We start from the raw sequence: 17230 nt of genomic DNA, 5'->3' as shown, positions 1-17230 counted from the left end.
CCCGGTCGGCGGCCCTAGGCTTCGGCCTCGACGCGGATGCGGCCGCCGCTGCGGTCGAAGAGGAAGACGCGGTCGAGGTCGACCTCCACCGCGAACGCCTCGCCCACTCGTGGCCGGGTTCCGGCCGGAGCGCGGACGACCAGCTCACCGAAGGGCTCTTCGAGATCGTCCAGCGGCCTACGCTGGTGCGGCGCCACCCGGCCGCCCGAGCGCTGGGCGTCGGGCGAGGCGTACGCGGCGGGCACGCCGACCAGACCGGTCGCGACGTGGACGAGCAACTCGGCGCCGAGATCCTCGACGAACGACACCGTGCCTCGAAGCACCGGACCTTCGGCGTCCACCGGCACCGGCCGCAACGCGTCCGTCCGCAGCGCGACGACGACCCGGTCCGTGTGACGCCCCGGGAGTACGCGATCGGAGTTCAGCGCCTGCTCCCCGAGATCCAGCACGGAGCTGCCCCGGCGATCGGTGTAGACCGCGCCCTGCACCAGGGTCGTCCGGGCCGCCCCGACGAACCCGGCCACGAAGACGTCGGCGGGATCGGAGCTGATCTCCTGCGGCGTGCCGATCTGGCGTACGCGGCCGCTTTCGAGCACCACGATCCGGTCGGCGAGGGCCAGCGCCTCCTGCTGGTCGTGCGTGACGTAGAGGGTGGTGACCCGCAGCCGGCGGGCCAGCCGGGCGATCTCCCGCCGCAGCTGCTGGCGCAGGTGAGCATCCACTTGCGACAGCGGCTCGTCGAGGAGGAAGGCCCGGGGGTCTCGGACGATGGCCCGAGCCACCGCGACGCGCTGCCGCTGGCCGCCCGAGAGCTGACCCGGCTTGCGGTCGAGCAGGTCGGCCACCCCGAAGTAGCCCGCGACCTGCTCCACCCGGCGCATGTCGTCGGCCAGCGACCGGGCGCCCGCGTGCGCGATCCGCAGCGGCATCGCGATGTTCTCGCGGGCGGTCAGGTGCGGGTAGAGCGCGAAGTCCTGGAAGACCATGGCCACGCCGCGATCACGGGCGGACAGCTGGTTGGCGACGCGGTTGTCGAGGACGACCTCACCGCTGGTGGGGTCCTCCAGCCCGGCGATCATCCGCAGAATGGTCGACTTGCCGCAACCCGACGGTCCTAACACGACCATGAACTCCCCGGGGCCGACCGCCATCGACACCGCGTCCACCACGACGCGGCGCCCGTAGGCCTTGGTCAGCTCCCGAGTCTCGATCACAGCCCGCTCACCGTCTGATTGCCGGACTATTAACGCAGCAACATCGTGAACCGGCGACGGCCCGGGTGCAAGTGGACTTCGCACCCGGGCCGCAACTGTTCGCCGACCGTGACTAGACGGCCTGCCAGAGCGCCGGGACGTTGGGCGGCTCCCAGCCGACGAGCGCGGTGTGCGTCTGCCGGCATTGATAGGTCTTGCCACCGTAGGTCACCCGGGCGCCCGCGGTGTAGAGCGTTCCCGCCGTCCAGGCCGGGTAGCTGCCGGTCGCCGTCGGCGAGACGCTCGCGCTGGGCGAGGCCGACGCCGACGCGCTGGGCGACGTGGACGGCGAAGTGGACGGTGACACCGACGCCGAAGGCGACACGGACACCGACGGGGACGGCGACGTGGTACCGCCTGAGCAGGCCCCGTTGTCCGTCCACGGCTTGCCGTCCCCGGTGTTCAGGTCCGGCTGGTTGCCCTGCGTCCACCACTTGGCGGTGTACTTGTGGCCGTTGTAGGAGACCACCGCCCCGCCGTTGTACGCCTGCGTCGCGACCCACGCCGGTGCGGTGCACGTGCCGGTCGAGGTCGACGGGCTGGCACTGGCGCTCGTGCTCGTCGTCGGGCTGACCGAGGTGGTGGCCGTCGGCGAGGCGGTCGTCCCGCCCCGGGCCCGGTCGACGCTCAGGGCGTACGTGGTGGTGCCGATCGTCAGCTTGTAGTTCGACGGCGACGCGATCGGCAAGACGTAGTTCAAGGTGAACTCCGCCGACGCGCCCGGTGCGATCGAGAGGTAACTCGGGATCGTCACGGTGGCGTGGTGGAAGTCGCCCTTCAGTCCGCCGATGTTGCTGCCGGTATGCCCGGCTGTCACCGACATGCTCCAGCCGGACTGCTGCGACATGTTGCCCGGCGCGGAGGTGCCGTAGTCGAACTCCAGCTTCGAACCGCCCGCGATGGTCACCGTCGAGTTGTTCTTGAGGACGACCTCGGGGTTGATCGGGTAGTTCGCGTCGCCGAGGGCGAACCCGGTCAGCGACACGTCGACGTCCAGCGTGGTCGTCGGCATCGCGGAGGTGGCCCGGGCCGCCCCGTACGCCGACGCCGTCTTGAACTTGTCGTAGGCGAGGTTGGTCAGGGTGTTGCCCATGAAGTACTCGCCCTTGGCCGAGTCGTACGCGTAGTCGCCGGCGAGTTCCCAGATCATCATGCCGCCGATGCCCTTGTTCACGATGTAGTCCGCCTTGGTGCCGATGGACTGCTCGTCCTCGGTCGACAGGAAGACCTTCTTCGTGTTGTTCCACAGCCAGGGCGCGACGAGAGCCGTCGAGTAGTTGCGGGCGTAGGTGCCGGTGATGGTGTCGTCGGGGTCGGTCGCCGGGGTCAGCCCGTACGCCGTGAGGTAATCCCCGGTGATCCCGTGCTCCAGATTCTTCGCGTGCCACATCGGGTTGGAGCCGGCCGGTTCCTCGTTGCCGCTGGTGTCGAGGTCGTGCCAGAGATTGTCGATGCCGACCGCGCCGTCACCGCAGGGGCTCTGCGTGCCGGCCGGGCAGTTGGCCGTCTTCGCCGCCGTTCCCCACAGTCCGTTGGTGCCCCCGGTGACGTTTCGGAAGCCCCGGGTGTAGTACGGGACGCCGATGTTGATCCGTCCTGATTGGACCGCTCCGCGGAAGTAGTGGTACGCCCAGTCGGTGTTGAGATACCCGATGTTCTGGTAGGCCCCGTAGACCCCGGCCGCCGCCAGCTCGCCGTCGTCGCCGTTGTCGTAGAGCGCCGCGTTCGGGCCGACGAACTTGTTCCACGCGCCGTGCAGGTCGTAGGACATGATGTTGATGTAGTCCAGGTACTGCGTGGTCTGGTACGCCTCCTCGCCGCGCAGCAGCCAGCCCGAGGCGGGCGCCGCGACGGTGAGCATGTAGTACTTGCCGTCGGCCGCCGCCGCGTTGTCGAGCTTCTCCCGCAGCGTCTTCATCAGCGTCTGGTACGACTTGTTCAGCCCGGCTCGCCGCGCGTTGGCCTGCGAGAAGTCGAGCGGGTTGCCCGCGTCGTTGTTGGACGTCGGGTACTCGTAGTCGATGTCGACGCCGTTGAAGCCGTAAGCCCGCAGGAAGGTGACGACCGAGTCGGCGAAGGTCGTGATGCCGGCGGTGTTGATCGACCCGTCCGCGTTGGTCGTCATCCGGTAGAAGCCGCCGGAGTCGACGCGGTTGCCGTTGTCGTCGAAGTACCCGCCGGTCTCGGCCCAACCCCCGACGCTGATCAGCGTCTTCACGTTCGGGTTGGCCTTCTTGTACTTGTTCAGCAGGTTGAAGTGACCGGTGTAGGAGTAGCTGGAGTCCATCTCGGCTCCGGCCACACCCGGCCAGGTCATGTTGGTCGCGGCGTTGTTGGCCGCGGTCGGCGTGCCGACAGAGATCTTGTTCGTCCCGTCGACGTGCGCGAAGGCGTAGTTGATGTGGGTGATCTTCGTCCACGGGATCTGGTTGACCAGGTACGCCGGCGTCCCGTCCTTGCCCGTCCGCCAGCCGGTGAAGTAGCCGATGATGCGGCGTGGGTGGTCGGTGCCCATCGCTTCGCGCCCGTTGGTGTCGTACGCCGCGCAGTACGGCACGGCCACCCCGGGCGTGGTGTAGAGGCCGTCCGGACGACAGGCGGCGTGGTCGGTGGCGGAGTGCGCGGTGCCCACGGCCGCGAGGGCGAGGCCGGTCGCGGCCACCCCCGTCGCCAGCGCCGTGAGCAGGTGGAACAGGGGTCTTCTACGCATGAGGAGGCCTCCTGGGGAGCCAGCAGCGATTAACTGTTAGCAAACTTTGCTAAGAGTAGACACGCTGTGGCCCCGGTCACGCAAGAGACGTTCTCAGATATGGACAAGAGAGAGCGGCGGGTGACGGCGGGCCAACCCCCTCGGCCCTGCCGTCACCCGCCGCCACATGGGGAGGAGGAGTAACGCGCTGTGCGAACCGCGCTCGTGACGCGGCGCTTGATGTTAAGACGTCGAACCCAGCGTCACGGTTGTCGTCTTAGTGGCTCCGTCCCGTGTGTAGGCCACAGTGATCTGCTCGCCCGGGTTGTGCGAACCGACGGCGTTCACCAGATCGTCGGCGTCGTTCACGACGGACTCACCGAACTTGGTGACCACGTCGCCCGCCTTCAGCCCGGCCTTCTCGGCCGCGCCGCCAGCGACGACCTCGGTCAGCTTGGCTCCGCCCGACTCGTTGTCGGAAGCCTTCACGCCCAGGTACGGGTGGTTGACCTTCTCGCCCTTGATGAGCTGGTTGGCCACCGCCGACACCCGGTCGCTGGAGATCGCGAAGCCGATGCCGATGTTGCCCTCGCTGGAACCGTCGGTCGCGATCGACGAGTTGATCCCGACGACCTCGCCGTTGGTGTTGACCAGCGCACCGCCCGAGTTGCCCGGGTTGATGGGGGCGTCGGTCTGCAGCAGACCGGACATCGTCGAGTTCTGCACCGTGATGGTGCGGTCCTTGGCGCTGATGATGCCCTCGGTGACCGAGCCCTCCAGGCCCAGTGGGCTGCCGATGGCCAGCACGGTGTCGCCCACCCGGACGTCGCCGGACTTGCCGAACTTCGCCGCCGTCAGGCCGGTCTTGTTCACCTTGACCACGGCCAGGTCGTACCGGGCGTCGGTGCCGACGATGGTGCCGGTGGTCTTGGTGCCGTCGGAGAAGCTGACCGTCACGGTGTTCCCGGAGGCGGTCGCGACGACGTGGTTGTTCGTCACGATGTAGCCGTCGGCGGTGAACACCACGCCGGAACCCTCGCCGGAGCTGGTCTTGATGGCGACCACGCTCGGCGTCACGTTCGCCGCGATGTCGGCCAGCGAGGAGCGGTCGATCGCCGGCGCGGCGTTGACCGTCGTGGTGCTGACCGGGTTCTTGTCGACCACGGCCGCGCCGACGACGCCACCGGCGACCGCCGAGCAGACCGCGATCACCCCGGCCGCGGCCAAGCCGGCCACGACCTTCAGGAACGGGCGCGACTTCGACGGCGGCGGCGAGGCGCTGAACGGCGAGCCCGGCGGCAGGTTCGAGCCGGGCGGCATCCACATCGGACCACTCGTCGGCGCGCCCTCCCGTCGCAGCGGGTCGGGGCCGTACGAGCCGGCCGGCGTACCGGAGACCGGCGGCGCGCCGACGACAGCCGGCTGCGGCGCGGTCTGGTAGTTGCCGTACGTAGGTGGCGGGTAAGCCGGTTGCCCTGCGGGCGCGGCGGCCGGTGGGACCGACGCGGCCTGGTCCGCAGAGGGCTGCTCGGCTGACCGCACTTCCTGCGGCTCGCCCAAGAGGCTCCCCGGCTGCGCCGGGCGCTCAGCCGACGCGTCGGCGGCGAACGGGTTCGGGTTCTGCCGGTCAGCCGGCTCGGAGTTGCTCTGCGGGTCGCTCATGTCAATGATTCTTCCGGATATTTCTTACGTTCATCTTGGCCGAAGCTGAAACTCAACTGTGAACCTGTCTGATGCACTTTACGAGTCTTGTTCGGTTTCATCCTCTTCATGCCCCGTGTCGTCGGTTTCGACTAGCGGAAGGCGTACGCGGAACGTCGCCCCGACGCCGGGCTGCGACACCACCTCCACGACACCCTCGTGCGCGGCGACCAGGGCAGCCACGATGGCGAGGCCCAGGCCGGTGCTGACCGTCCCGTCCGCGCGGCGGGTCCGGGCCGGATCGGCTCGGTAGAACCGCTCGAAGACCCGGTCCTGCTGCTCAGGCGTCAGGCCCGGACCACGGTCGTGGATCTCCACGATCGCCGTCCCGGTCGGCCCATCGGTCGGGTCGCTGGCCAGCCGCACGATCACCGGCGTACCCGCCGGAGTGTGGGTCAAAGCATTGCTCAGCAGATTTCCGATCACCTGCCGCAACCGCGCGTCGTCTCCGCGTACCACTAGATGCCCGGAATCGGGCGCCGTGGACAGCGTCACCTGACGATCGGGCGCGACCACCCGCGCGGCCTCGACCGCCTCGGCGGCGAGGACGCGCAGCTCGACCGGCGTGAGCTTGAGGGGCCGCTCGCGATCGAGCCGCGCGAGCAGCAGCAGATCCTCCACGAGCAGGCCCATCCGCGAGGCCTCGTTCTCGATCCGCTGCACCACCTCGGCGGTCTGCTCCCGCGTGCTCACCGCGCCCTGGCGGTACAGCTCCGCGAAGCCCCGGATCGTGGTCAGCGGCGTGCGCAGCTCATGCGAGGCGTCCGCGACGAACCGCCGCATCCGCTCCTCGGAATGCCGCGCGCTCTGCTCGGCCGCCCGCGCGGCCGCCTCGGACGCGGCCTGCGCGGTGAACGCGGTCTCGATCTGCGCGAGCATGGTGTTCAGGGAGCGGGCCAACGAGCCCACCTCGGTCACCGGCCGCGGATTCTCCGGCTCTGGATCTGGTACGCGCTGCGACAGGTCGCCGGCGGCGATGGCGCTGGCCGTCTTCTCGATCTGCGACAGCGGCCGCATACTCCGCCGGATCAGCTCCGCCCCGATCGTGGCGGCGAACAGCAGGACGGAGATCCCGCCGAAGAGGTTGATCGTGATCAACCGCTGCACCGCGTGATCGATGTCGTACTGCGACTGCGCGATCAGCTGGATCTGCCCGTTGTCGAGCTTCGTCGCGACCACCCGCCAGCGCTTGGCCGTGCCCTTCGAGCTGACCGTGAACGGCTCGCGCATCTCCTTCTTCTGGACCTCGCTCACGCTGGGCAGCATCGGCAGGTCGGCGTCGCTGTAGTAGTCGGAGATATTGTCCGGCGGCAACCAGCCGCCACTGGGGGACGACGTCGTGCCGTACAGCGACGGCGGCAGGCTCTGCTTGCCACCCTGCTTGTTGAACCGCTCGGCGGCGGCGTCGGACTGTGTGACCAGCCCGTTGTCCAGATCGGCCATGAGATAGCGGCGCAACGCCGTCACGCTGGCCACCGCGATCAGCGACATCGCGACGACGAGCAAGGCGAGCACCGTCGCCATGAGCTTGACGCGCAACGGCTTGGTGCGGATGGGGTGGCGCAGCCCGGCGGCGAATTTCATGGAAGGGTCACGGGCCCGATCACATCGCGGGCTTACGCAGGACGTAACCGACGCCCCGCAACGTCTGGATGAGCCGCGGCTGCACCGTGTCGATCTTGCGCCGCAGGTACGAGATGTAGGACTCGACGATGTTGTCGTCGCCCCGGAAGTCGTAGTTCCAGACGTGGTCGAGAATCTGCGCCTTGGACAGCACGCGGTTCGGGTTGAGCATCAGGTAACGCAGCAGCTTGAACTCGGTCGGCGAGAGCTGGATGAGCTTGCCGCCCCGGTAGACCTCGTGCGTCTCCTCGTCAAGGGAGAGGTCGGCGAAGGTCAGCTTCGGCGATGCCGGCTCGCCCGCCGTACGCCGGAGCACGGCACGGATGCGCGCGGTCAACTCCTCCAGGCTGAACGGCTTGGTCACGTAGTCGTCGCCGCCCAGGGTCAGACCGCGTACCTTGTCCTCCGTCGCGTCGCGGGCGGTCAGGAACACCACCGGCGTACGCACGCCGTCCGAGCGCATCTGCCGGATCACCTCGAACCCGTCGAGGTCGGGCAGCATGACGTCGAGCACCACCAGGTCCGGTCGCGCCTCCTTGAACGCCGTGACGCCGGCGCTGCCGCTGGTGGCCGTACGCACCTCGAACCCGGCGAACCGCAGGCTCGCGCTGAGCAGTTCCACGATGTTGGGGTCATCCTCGACGACGAGCAGCTTGGCCTCGACCTGGGCGGAGTTCATGACCCCATTGAACCCAGGAACGCTGCGCGGTGCCTGCGCTTTGGCTGAGAGGAATCTGTAAGAATCTGAGAACCCGCTGTACGCCGTTATCGCAGCAGCTCGCGGAGGGTTCGCAGGGTCGCGTCGAGGGTGGCCGTCACCGCCTTCGCCTGAGCGGTCACCGGCCGCGCCCGGGTGATGAGCGTACGCGCCTCGGCGGCGAACTCGTCAAGCTTGCGCAGCAGCGCCTCGTTCTCCGGCGCGGACTCCCGCTTCGGCGTCACGCGTACGCCCGACTTCACCTGCCGGGTCTGCTCCTGCAACTGCCGCCGGATGTCCTTCAGCCCGCCGCTGATCTGGGCTTGGATCTGATCTGCCAGCCCGGACAGGTCGTCCACCGACGACTGGATCTCCCGGTCGATCACCGCGATCTCGCCGGCCCGCTGGTCCAGCTCGGCCCGGCCGGCCCCGGTCAGCGTGTACGCCATCCGGTTGCCCTCGGCGACCCGGCTGACCAGGCCCTCCTCCTCCAGCTTCGCCAGCCGGGGATAGATGGACCCGGCGCTGGGTGCGTACAGGCCCTGGAATCGTTCCTGCAGCAGGCGCATCAGCTCGTAGCCGTGCTTCGGCCCGTCCTCGAGCAGCTTGAGCAGGTAGAGCCGCAGCCGGCCGTGCGAGAAGATCGGCGGCATCCGTCACTCCCCCGCCAGGAGGGCGATGCTGCCGCTCGTCGTCGTGGCGCTCAGCCGCCCGCTGCCGGTGCCGAGCCGCCCCCGGGCGCTGCCCGCCCAATGCTTGCCCTGCCGGTCCAGCGGGAACACCGTGGTGATCGAGCCCGCCGTCGTATCCAGCCGGACGTCGAGATCCGCCTCGGCGGGAATGCGAATGGTGATCGACCCCGACGTCGTGTTCAGCCGGACGTCGGCCGGCGTCGTCGAATCAAGGTCACAGGTGATCGACCCGGAAACCGTCGTCGCCTGTACGCGATCCGCCCCCGACTGGGCAAGCGTCAGCGAGCCCGACACGGCCTCCATCACCAGTTCACCCGCCACGCCGAGCGCCTCGACCGGACCGGAGACCAGCTTGGCCTGCGTCCGCCCGGCCAGCCCCAGCAGGCTCACCCGGCCCGACGTGACGTCGACGTCGGTGCTGGTCAACAGGCCCGCCACCGACACGCGGCCGGACACGACGGTCACCGAGGCGACCACCTCGGGCGGCACCGCCACGGTGATTTCACAGTTGTACTGACGATGGAACAGCCACCAGTAGAACGGCCACCGCTTCCGCCAGCCGTGCGAGATCTTGAGCCGACGGCCGTCGTGCACGACATCCACCGGCTTCTTGCCGACGGACTTGACCTCCATCCGCGCCGCACCCGGTACGCCGACGATGCTGATCTTGCCCATGACGAGGTTGACGTCGATGCGGTCGACCTCGCCGTCCAGCTGAATCCGTTGTGGATCCTGCACCGTCCACTGCGCCACCCTGGCCACCCTTCGCCGCACCCACGGCCACCCTAACCCAACTCGCGATATATCGCGACTCTCCCTGCCACCTCCCCGCCCCTCCCCCGCCCCGCCCCCGCCCCGCCCCCGCCCTTTCCGCGCGATCATGAACTATCGGTCGTGATCGACCGGCGCGTCGTGTCCCCGGCGCCCTGATCGATCCCCCAGCTTCATGATCAACGAGGCACCGAGGAGGGCCGCAAAGGTGCCCGCACAGAGGCAGTGCAACGCACGGAGGCTCCGCGCCGAGGCCACGCATGGAGGCGTGGCGCAGACACAAGACGCGGACGCACCGCGCAGACGGAACGCGACGGCACCGCGAGGCACTGCACAACCCCAGGAGCTTTCAGAAGCCACAAAGGGACTGCGCAGCCGCCGCCGTGGGGCCGCGCATCCGGCTCGGACCGAGGTTGGATCAAGTGCCCTGCATCTGCGATTCGCGGCCCGATTCGGCGATCAAGTTCCCGTGGTTTGCGCTGGAGGCCCGGATTTCGCATACCGGCAGCACTTGATCTTCAGAAGTGCTCAGCGATCTCTGACCACGGGCACTTGATCATGGATGCGGCCGGCGCAGCCTCACGGCGTACGCCGGCACGGCAGGGCCATCACCCCGCCCGCGTTGATCATGAAATTGCGGGATCGATCAGGGCGCTGCGGACACGACACGCCGGTCGATCACGACCGTTAGTTCATGATCGCGCGGAAAGAGTGGGGTGGGGCGGGGGGAGGAGGTGGGGCGGGGGGAGGAGGTGGGGCGGGGAGAGGGGGTGGGGCGGGGGAGGCGGGTGAGGATCGGGGTGGCGGCGATCGTCGCGGCGGCGGCTCGGGCCAGCGCCCGGCGGTCCGCTCCCGGCTCCGGGAACAGCGGCGCGGCGGCCGAGACGGTGAGCGTCAGGCCCTTTGTGCGGGCGAGGCGGCGTACCGAGGCGATCAGGGTGTCGTCGCCGACGAAGGCCGCTGCCGTGCTGCGCTTCCCCGCGACGGCGAAGGTCAAGGTCAGCGGGGTCACCGGCGTGCCGGCGTCGATCGCCGCCTGGAAGAACGCCGACCGCATCGGCACCCGGCAGGCTCCGCAGGTCGTGGTCGCCTCCGGGAACACGGCGACAGTCGCGCCCTCCCGCAGCCCTTCGGCCGCCTCGGCGACCGTCGCCGGCAGCCCGCGCGGCTGCGCCCGGTCGACGAAAACGGCCCGCTGCCGCCGGGCGAGCCGCCCGATGACCGGCCAGCCGCCGACCTCCTTCTTGGCGACCAGGCGCGTCCCGCCGTTCAGCGCCATCAGGACGACGATGTCCACCCAGGACACATGGTTCGCGACCAGCAGACCTGGGCGGTGCTTTCCGCGTACGCGCAGATCGAGACCGAGGACCTTGAGCAGTGCCCGGGCCACTGCCTGGACCACCGCGGGCCGGGCCGGGGCCACCGCCGCGAAGGCCAGTACGCCGGCCGCGCCCACCAGTCGACCGGCGTAGCGGAAGAAGCTCACTTGCGGGGTGCCCGAAGGCAGGCAATGCGGCCCACAGTCGGCCTCAGGACGCCAGAAGCTCATCATTCCCCCAAACTGAGCCGCTGGTCCCCGGCTGCGCCGAGGCTGAGCCGCTGGTCCTCGGCTGCGCCGAGGCTGAGCCGCTGGTCCTCGGCTCCGCCGAGGCTGAGCCGCTGGTCCCCGGCTCCGCCGAGGCTGAGCCGCTGGTCCTCGGCTCCGCCGAGGAAGTGCTTGAGGTACGCTTGAGGTACCGCGGGTCGACGCGGTCCAGGCTGAGCAGCACGTAGAAATCGGCGACCTCGAAGTCCGGGTCGTACGCGGGCTCGCCGCAGACCCAGGCGCCCAGCCGGAGGTAGCCCTTGAGCAGCGGCGGGATGTTCGCACGGCCGACGGGAACCTCGGCGGCCGGAATCGGTACGCGCGGCTCGACCCGCAGCTGCGGCGGGGACAGGTGCTTCTGGACCGCCTCGCGGACGGCCGGGGCGTCGGCGATCGGGACGGAGGCGCAGCCGCCGAGCCAGGTGTACTTGTTGGCGGTGAGGTATCGGGCGATCCCCGCCCACATCAGGTTGATCACCGCGCCGGTGCGGTGCTGGGGGTCGACACACGACCGGCCCGCCTCGACCAGACGGTCGCGCAGGACGATCAGCCGGCTCATGTCGAACTCGGTCTCGCTGTACCGGCGGCCGAGCCAGACCGCGCGCTGCGGCGGGAGCAGCCGGTAGGTGCCGACCACCTCGCCGCTGCGGTCGTGCCGCACCACGAGGTGATCGCAGTACGCGTCGAACTCGTCGACGTCGAGACCGGGCGTCGTGGAGTGGAGGGTCGCACCGCACTCCTCGGCGAACACCCGGTACCGCAACCGCTGCGCGGCCTCGACGGTCGCGGCGTCGGTCGCGATCAGCGCCGAATATCCGGTCGGCGCGACGGTGAGGATCTGTGTCATGACCTCTGTGTAAGGGCCGGGAACTGCGCAGACGTTTCGATGTGACCCCGCCGGCGTGACATCCGGATGAACGCTGAACGCGCCCTGTACGCGGGGGCACTGCCGTCGCTCTGGGACTGGATCAGGGATGTGGGTCGAATCATGGGCCGAGATTCGACTTGGAGCCGTGATCCAGCGCTGACCACGCGCCAACCCACGCGGCGGGTGTGCGGGTGTGGCAGGCTCAGGCGGTGATCGTCGCAGCGCGCTTCAACGGCCCGCCCACCTCCGGCAACGGCGGATACACCGCCGGAATGCTTGCCGCCAGTCTGGGGATCAGCGGACCTGTGACGGTGACCCTGCGGCAGCCGCCGCCGCTGGACACGCCCCTCGAAGTCAGCCCGGACGGATCGCTGCTGGACGGCGATCGCCTGATCGCCACGGCGACGCCGGGCACGCCACCGTCCGCCCCCGAGTGGGGCGATCCCGCCGAAGCCGGGGCGTACGCGGGTTTCGAGGATCATCCGTTCCCCGGCTGCTATGTCTGTGGACCGGAGAACGCGGACGGGTTGCGGATCTTCCCCGGCCGCCTGCCCGATGGGCGTACGGCTGCTCGGTGGTCCGTTCCGGACGCCGTCGAGGTTCCGACAGTCTGGGCCGCCCTCGACTGCCCCGGCGGCTGGGCGATCATCGCCCCGGGCCGCCCGTACGTGCTCGGCCGGATCACCGTCGCGATCGATGCGCTGCCGGAACCAGGTGACCACTGTGTGATCGTCGGCGAATGCACTGGCACAACCGGCCGGAAGGGATTCGTGCGTACCGGACTGTTCGCGCCGGACCGGACCCTGCTCGCCTCGGCCGAGGCGACCTGGCTCACTGTGTGAACCCCGACCGAGGCGACCTGGCTCACCGTGTGAACCGCGACACCCGTTGACCTCCGGGTGAACGTCCGCTAGGGCAGCGCGTAGCCTTGTAAGCCGACTTCTGATTTCCCTACCAACCCGCGTGGAAGAGGGCGAGAGCGACCGTGTCGACGCAACACAGCTCGCAGGAAAACCCACTGGCAGACTTCGGTCCCAACGAGTGGATCGTCGAGGACATGTACCAGCGGTATTTGACCGATCCGGCGAGCGTGGATCCCGCTTGGCACGACTTCTTCGCCGACTACAAGCCAGGTGCGCCCGCTGCCACCTCGTCTGTGGAGAAGAAGGCCGCGCCTGCTCCGGCGGCACCTCCGGCCGCGGCGCCAGCCGCGGCCAAGCCGGCTCCGGCAGCGCCGAAGGCGGCCAGCCCCGCTCCGGCGGCGAAGCCGGCCGCCCCCGCGCCGGTCGCGGCTCCCGGCGTAGCGGAGAAGAAGGAAGCCACGGTGGTCCCGCTGCGGGGCGTGGCCGCGAAGATCGTCCAGAACATGGACCAGTCGCTGACCGTGCCGACCGCGACCAGCGTGCGCGCGGTACCGGCCAAGCTCCTCGCGGACAACCGCATCGTCATCAACAACGCGCTCGCCCGCGGCCGTGGCGGCAAGGTCTCCTTCACGCATCTCATCGGGTACGCGCTGATCAAGGCACTGGCCACGCACCCCGAGATGAACAACTCGTACGCCGAGACGAACGGCAAGCCGACGATGGTCGTGCCGCCGCAGGTGAACCTGGGCATCGCGATCGACCTGCAGAAGCCGGACGGCTCGCGGAACCTGGTCGTGCCGAGCATCAAGGGTTGTGAGCGGCTGGACTTCCGGCAGTTCTGGCAGGCCTACGAGGACATCGTCCGCCGGGCCCGCCGCAACGAACTGACCATGGAGGACTACGCCGGCACCACGATCTCGCTGACCAATCCGGGCGGCATCGGCACCGTCCACTCGCAGCCCCGGCTGATGGCCGGGCAGGGCACCATCATCGGCGTCGGCGCGATGGAGTACCCGGCCCCGTTCTCCGGGATGAGCGACGCTCAGCTGGCCGACCTGGCAGTCAGCAAGATCATCACCTTGACCAGCACCTATGACCACCGGATCATCCAGGGCGCGCAGTCCGGCGAGTTCCTCAAGGTCATGCACGAGCTGCTGATCGGCGACGACTTCTACAACGAGATCTTCACCTCGCTGCGCATCCCGTACGAGCCGGTCCGTTGGGTCCGGGACATCGCGCACACCTCCGAGGGCCAGATCGACAAGGCCGCCCGGGTCATCGAGCTGATCCGGGAGTACCGCGTACGCGGTCACCTGATGGCCGACACCAACCCGCTGGAGTACGAGATCCGCCGTCACCCGGACCTCGACATCCGCGAGCACGGCCTGACCCTGTGGGACCTGGACCGGACGTTCGCCGTCGGCGGCTTCGCCGGCAAGGACAAGTTGAAGCTGCGCGACGTCCTGGGTGTGCTGCGGGACTCCTACTGCCGGCGCACCGGCGTGGAGTACATGCACATCCAGAGTCCCGAGGAGCGCAACTGGATCGCCGCCCGGGTCGAGCGCAAGTACGCCAAGCCGAGCAAGGAAGAGCAGGCGCATGTCCTCAACCGGCTGAACGCCGCCGAGGCCTTCGAGACCTTCCTGGCCACCAAGTACGTCGGCCAGAAGCGGTTCTCGCTGGAGGGCGGCGAGTCGCTGATCCCGCTGCTCGACGAGATCCTGCAGGCGTCCTCCGAGGGCGGCCTGGACGAGGTCGTCATCGGCATGGCCCACCGTGGCCGGTTGAACGTGCTCGCCAACATCGTCGGCAAGCCGTACGAGAAGATCTTCAACGAGTTCGAGGGCTTCATCGACCCGAAGACCACGCAAGGCTCCGGCGACGTGAAGTACCACCTGGGCATGACCGGGAAGTTCACGTCGCCCGACGGCCAGCACGGGATCACCGTCTCGGTGACGGCCAACCCGTCGCACCTGGAGACGGTCGACCCGGTGCTGGAGGGCATCGTCCGGGCCAAGCAGGACCGCCTCGACCTGGGCAACGAGGGCTTCACCGTGCTGCCGGTCCTGGTGCACGGCGACGCCGCGTTCGCCGGTCAGGGCGTGGTGGCCGAGACGCTGAACCTGTCGCAGCTGCGGGGCTACCGCACCGGCGGGACCGTCCACATCGTCGTCAACAACCAGGTCGGCTTCACCACCGCCCCGGAGTACAGCCGGTCCTCGCTCTACAGCACCGACGTCGCCCGGATGATCCAGGCTCCGATCTTCCACGTGAACGGCGACGACCCCGAGGCCGTCGTCCGGGTGGCCCGGCTCGCCTTCGAATATCGCGAGGCGTTCCGCAAGGACGTCGTCATCGATCTCGTGTGCTACCGCCGTCGCGGGCACAACGAGGGCGACGACCCGTCGATGACCAACCCGCTGATGTACCAGATCATCGACGCGAAGCGCTCGGTCCGGAAGCTGTACACCGAGGAGCTGATCGGCCGCGGCGACATCACCGTCGACGAGGCCGAGGAGGCCCTGCGGGACTACCAGAACCAGCTGGAGACGGTCTTCAAGGCCACCCGCGACGCGCAGACCACCTCGTCGGCCCGGCCCAGCCGCTCCCGGGAGGTGCAGCCGGAGCCGCTGGTGGCGACCGCGGTCAGCGCCGAGGTCGTCGCGGCGATCGGCGAGGCGCACACCACCCTCCCCGAGGGACTGGTGCCGCACAAGCGGGTGCAGCAACTGCTGGAGCGGCGGGCGAAGATGTCGGTCGCCGGCGACATCGACTGGGCGTTCGGCGAGATCCTGGCCTTCGGCTCGCTGCTGAACCAGGGCGTCACCGTACGCCTGGCCGGGCAGGACTCCCGCCGGGGCACCTTCGTGCAGCGCCACGCCGCGGTGGTGGACTCGCACGGCGGCGAGGACTACCTGCCGATCACCCGGGTCGCACAGGAAGACGCGAAGCTCTACGTCCACGACTCTCTCCTCTCCGAGTACGCGGCCATGGGCTTCGAGTACGGCTACTCGGTGGAGAACCCGGACGCGCTGGTCATGTGGGAGGCGCAGTTCGGCGACTTCGTCAACGGCGCCCAGTCGGTGATCGACGAGTTCGTCTCCTCGGGCGAGGCCAAGTGGGGCCAGAAGTCCTCGGTCGCGCTGCTGCTGCCGCACGGCCACGAGGGCCAGGGGCCGGACCACACCTCGGGCCGTCCCGAGCGGTTCCTCCAGATGTGCGCCGAGGACAACATGCGAGTGGTCATCGCCTCGACTCCGGCGAACTACTTCCACGCGTTGCGCCGCCAGGCGCTGTCGCCCAAGCGCAAGCCGCTGGTCGCCTTCACGCCGAAGTCGCTGCTGCGCAACAAGCTCTGCGTCTCGCAGGTCGCCGACTTCACCACCGGCACGTTCCAGCCCGTCATCGGCGAGACCGGAGACATCCGGCCGGAGGCGGTGCGGCGGGTGTTGTTCTGCTCGGGCAAGGTCTACTACGACCTGATCCAGGCGCGGGCCGAGCGCGGCATCACCGACACCGCGATCGTCCGGCTGGAGCAGCTCTACCCGCTGCCCGTCGACGAGGTCAAGGCGGAACTGGCCAAGTACCCGAGCGCGGTCGACTTCGCCTGGGTCCAGGAGGAGCCGGCCAACCAGGGCGCCTGGTCGTTCGTCGCGCTGAACCTGCTGGAGCACCTCGACGGGGTGAGCCTGCGGCGGATCTCGCGTCCGGCGGCGGCCGCCCCGGCGGTGGGCTCCACGAAGATGCACGACGTCGAGCAGGCCGCGCTGCTGGAAGCGGCGCTGCCGAAGGCGGCCTGATGTACTTCACCGACCGCGGCATCGAAGAACTGGTCGAACGGCGAGGCGACGAGCAGGTGAGCGTCGAGTGGCTCGCCGAGCGGCTGCGGGACTTCGTCGACGCCAACCCGGAGTTCGAGACCGCCGTCGAGCGGCTGGCGACCTACCTGGCGCGGTACGACGAGGACGACGACTCGCTCTGAGCGATCTTGATACGAAAGGGTCCGGCATTCCGCCGGGCCCTTTCGCGTAAGACGTGCAGATCACGGTTGTGCATGCGTCAGCCGGCCGGTTTGGCCTGCGTAACCGTGATCCGCAGGGAATGCGCGCCCGCCTTCCGCAGGGAATGCGTGCCCGCCTTCCGCAGGGAGTGCGGCCAGACCCAGGACAGGCGAACGCCCCGGGAGAGTTCCCGGGGCGTCGTCAGTTCGCGGTTTCGGCGGGTGCTCCGCTCAGAGGGCGCTGGCGCGTACGCGCAGCCCACCGCGGCGCTTCAGAGCGCGCCGCTCCTCTTCGCTCATCCCGCCCCAGACGCCGGCGTCCTGGCCCGAGTCCATTGCCCAGGAGAGGCACTGGTCGGTCACGGGACACCGCCGGCAGACCGCCTTCGCCTGCTCGACTTGAAGCACTGCCGGGCCAGACGTCCCAATGGGGAAGAACAGCTCGGGGTCCTCGTCGCGGCAGATCGCACGGTGGCGCCAGTCCATGG

12 protein-coding genes and 1 pseudogene are annotated in these 17230 nt (G+C 69.2%); 3 read left to right on the top strand and 10 right to left on the bottom strand.

Features of this window, described 5'->3' with window-relative positions; translation table 11 throughout:
• Positions 1-14: 14 nt before the first annotated feature.
• The 9 genes and pseudogenes from HDA40_RS26660 to HDA40_RS26620 all read right to left on the bottom strand — a co-directional run.
• Positions 15-1214, bottom strand: a complete 1200-nt coding sequence (locus tag HDA40_RS26660; RefSeq protein ID WP_253760472.1) for an ABC transporter ATP-binding protein — start codon at positions 1212-1214, stop codon at positions 15-17.
• 112 nt (positions 1215-1326) lie between these two features.
• The gene (locus tag HDA40_RS26655; protein ID WP_253760470.1) at positions 1327-3963 is read right to left on the bottom strand and encodes a chitinase C-terminal domain-containing protein; all 2637 of its coding nucleotides are present in this window, start codon (positions 3961-3963) and stop codon (positions 1327-1329) included.
• Between the two features lie 222 nt (positions 3964-4185).
• A complete protein-coding gene (locus HDA40_RS26650; RefSeq protein WP_253760469.1) occupies positions 4186-5604 on the bottom strand; it encodes a S1C family serine protease in 1419 nt (472 codons plus the stop codon).
• A 78-nt stretch (positions 5605-5682) separates the two neighbouring features.
• Entirely contained in the window at positions 5683-7227 is a 1545-nt protein-coding gene (locus HDA40_RS26645) for a sensor histidine kinase (protein WP_253760467.1), read from the bottom strand.
• 19 nt (positions 7228-7246) lie between these two features.
• The gene (locus HDA40_RS26640) at positions 7247-7945 is read right to left on the bottom strand and encodes a response regulator transcription factor (RefSeq protein ID WP_253760466.1); all 699 of its coding nucleotides are present in this window, start codon (positions 7943-7945) and stop codon (positions 7247-7249) included.
• 86 nt (positions 7946-8031) lie between these two features.
• Entirely contained in the window at positions 8032-8616 is a 585-nt protein-coding gene (locus tag HDA40_RS26635; protein ID WP_253760464.1) for a PadR family transcriptional regulator, read from the bottom strand.
• 3 nt (positions 8617-8619) lie between these two features.
• Entirely contained in the window at positions 8620-9408 is a 789-nt protein-coding gene (locus tag HDA40_RS26630; protein ID WP_253760462.1) for a DUF4097 family beta strand repeat-containing protein, read from the bottom strand.
• Between the two features lie 664 nt (positions 9409-10072).
• The gene (locus HDA40_RS26625; RefSeq protein WP_253760460.1) at positions 10073-10912 is read right to left on the bottom strand and encodes a lysophospholipid acyltransferase family protein; all 840 of its coding nucleotides are present in this window, start codon (positions 10910-10912) and stop codon (positions 10073-10075) included.
• A 241-nt stretch (positions 10913-11153) separates the two neighbouring features.
• Positions 11154-11858, bottom strand: a pseudogene (locus HDA40_RS26620) (GNAT family N-acetyltransferase); the annotation flags it as partial.
• Between the two features lie 230 nt (positions 11859-12088).
• Here HDA40_RS26620 and HDA40_RS26615 point away from each other — a divergent pair.
• From HDA40_RS26615 to HDA40_RS26605, 3 genes are all read left to right on the top strand, one after another.
• Complete coding sequence (locus tag HDA40_RS26615; protein WP_253760459.1) at positions 12089-12721, top strand: hotdog fold domain-containing protein; 633 nt, start codon at positions 12089-12091, stop codon at positions 12719-12721.
• Positions 12722-12864: 143 nt separating this feature from the next.
• Positions 12865-16542, top strand: coding sequence for a multifunctional oxoglutarate decarboxylase/oxoglutarate dehydrogenase thiamine pyrophosphate-binding subunit/dihydrolipoyllysine-residue succinyltransferase subunit (locus HDA40_RS26610; RefSeq protein WP_253760456.1), 3678 nt, complete (start codon positions 12865-12867; stop codon positions 16540-16542).
• A complete protein-coding gene (locus HDA40_RS26605; RefSeq protein WP_253760453.1) occupies positions 16542-16724 on the top strand; it encodes a DUF6104 family protein in 183 nt (60 codons plus the stop codon). Before HDA40_RS26610 ends, HDA40_RS26605 begins: the two co-directional genes overlap by 1 nt.
• 249 nt (positions 16725-16973) lie before the next feature.
• Here HDA40_RS26605 and HDA40_RS26600 read toward each other — a convergent pair whose 3' ends face one another.
• Entirely contained in the window at positions 16974-17228 is a 255-nt protein-coding gene (locus tag HDA40_RS26600) for a WhiB family transcriptional regulator (protein ID WP_253760449.1), read from the bottom strand.
• Positions 17229-17230: the final 2 nt, after the last annotated feature.

The sequence above is a fragment of the Hamadaea flava genome (genome assembly GCF_024172085.1).
Lineage (GTDB): Bacteria > Actinomycetota > Actinomycetes > Mycobacteriales > Micromonosporaceae > Hamadaea > Hamadaea flava.
This window is presented reverse-complemented; position numbering and strand designations above follow the sequence as displayed.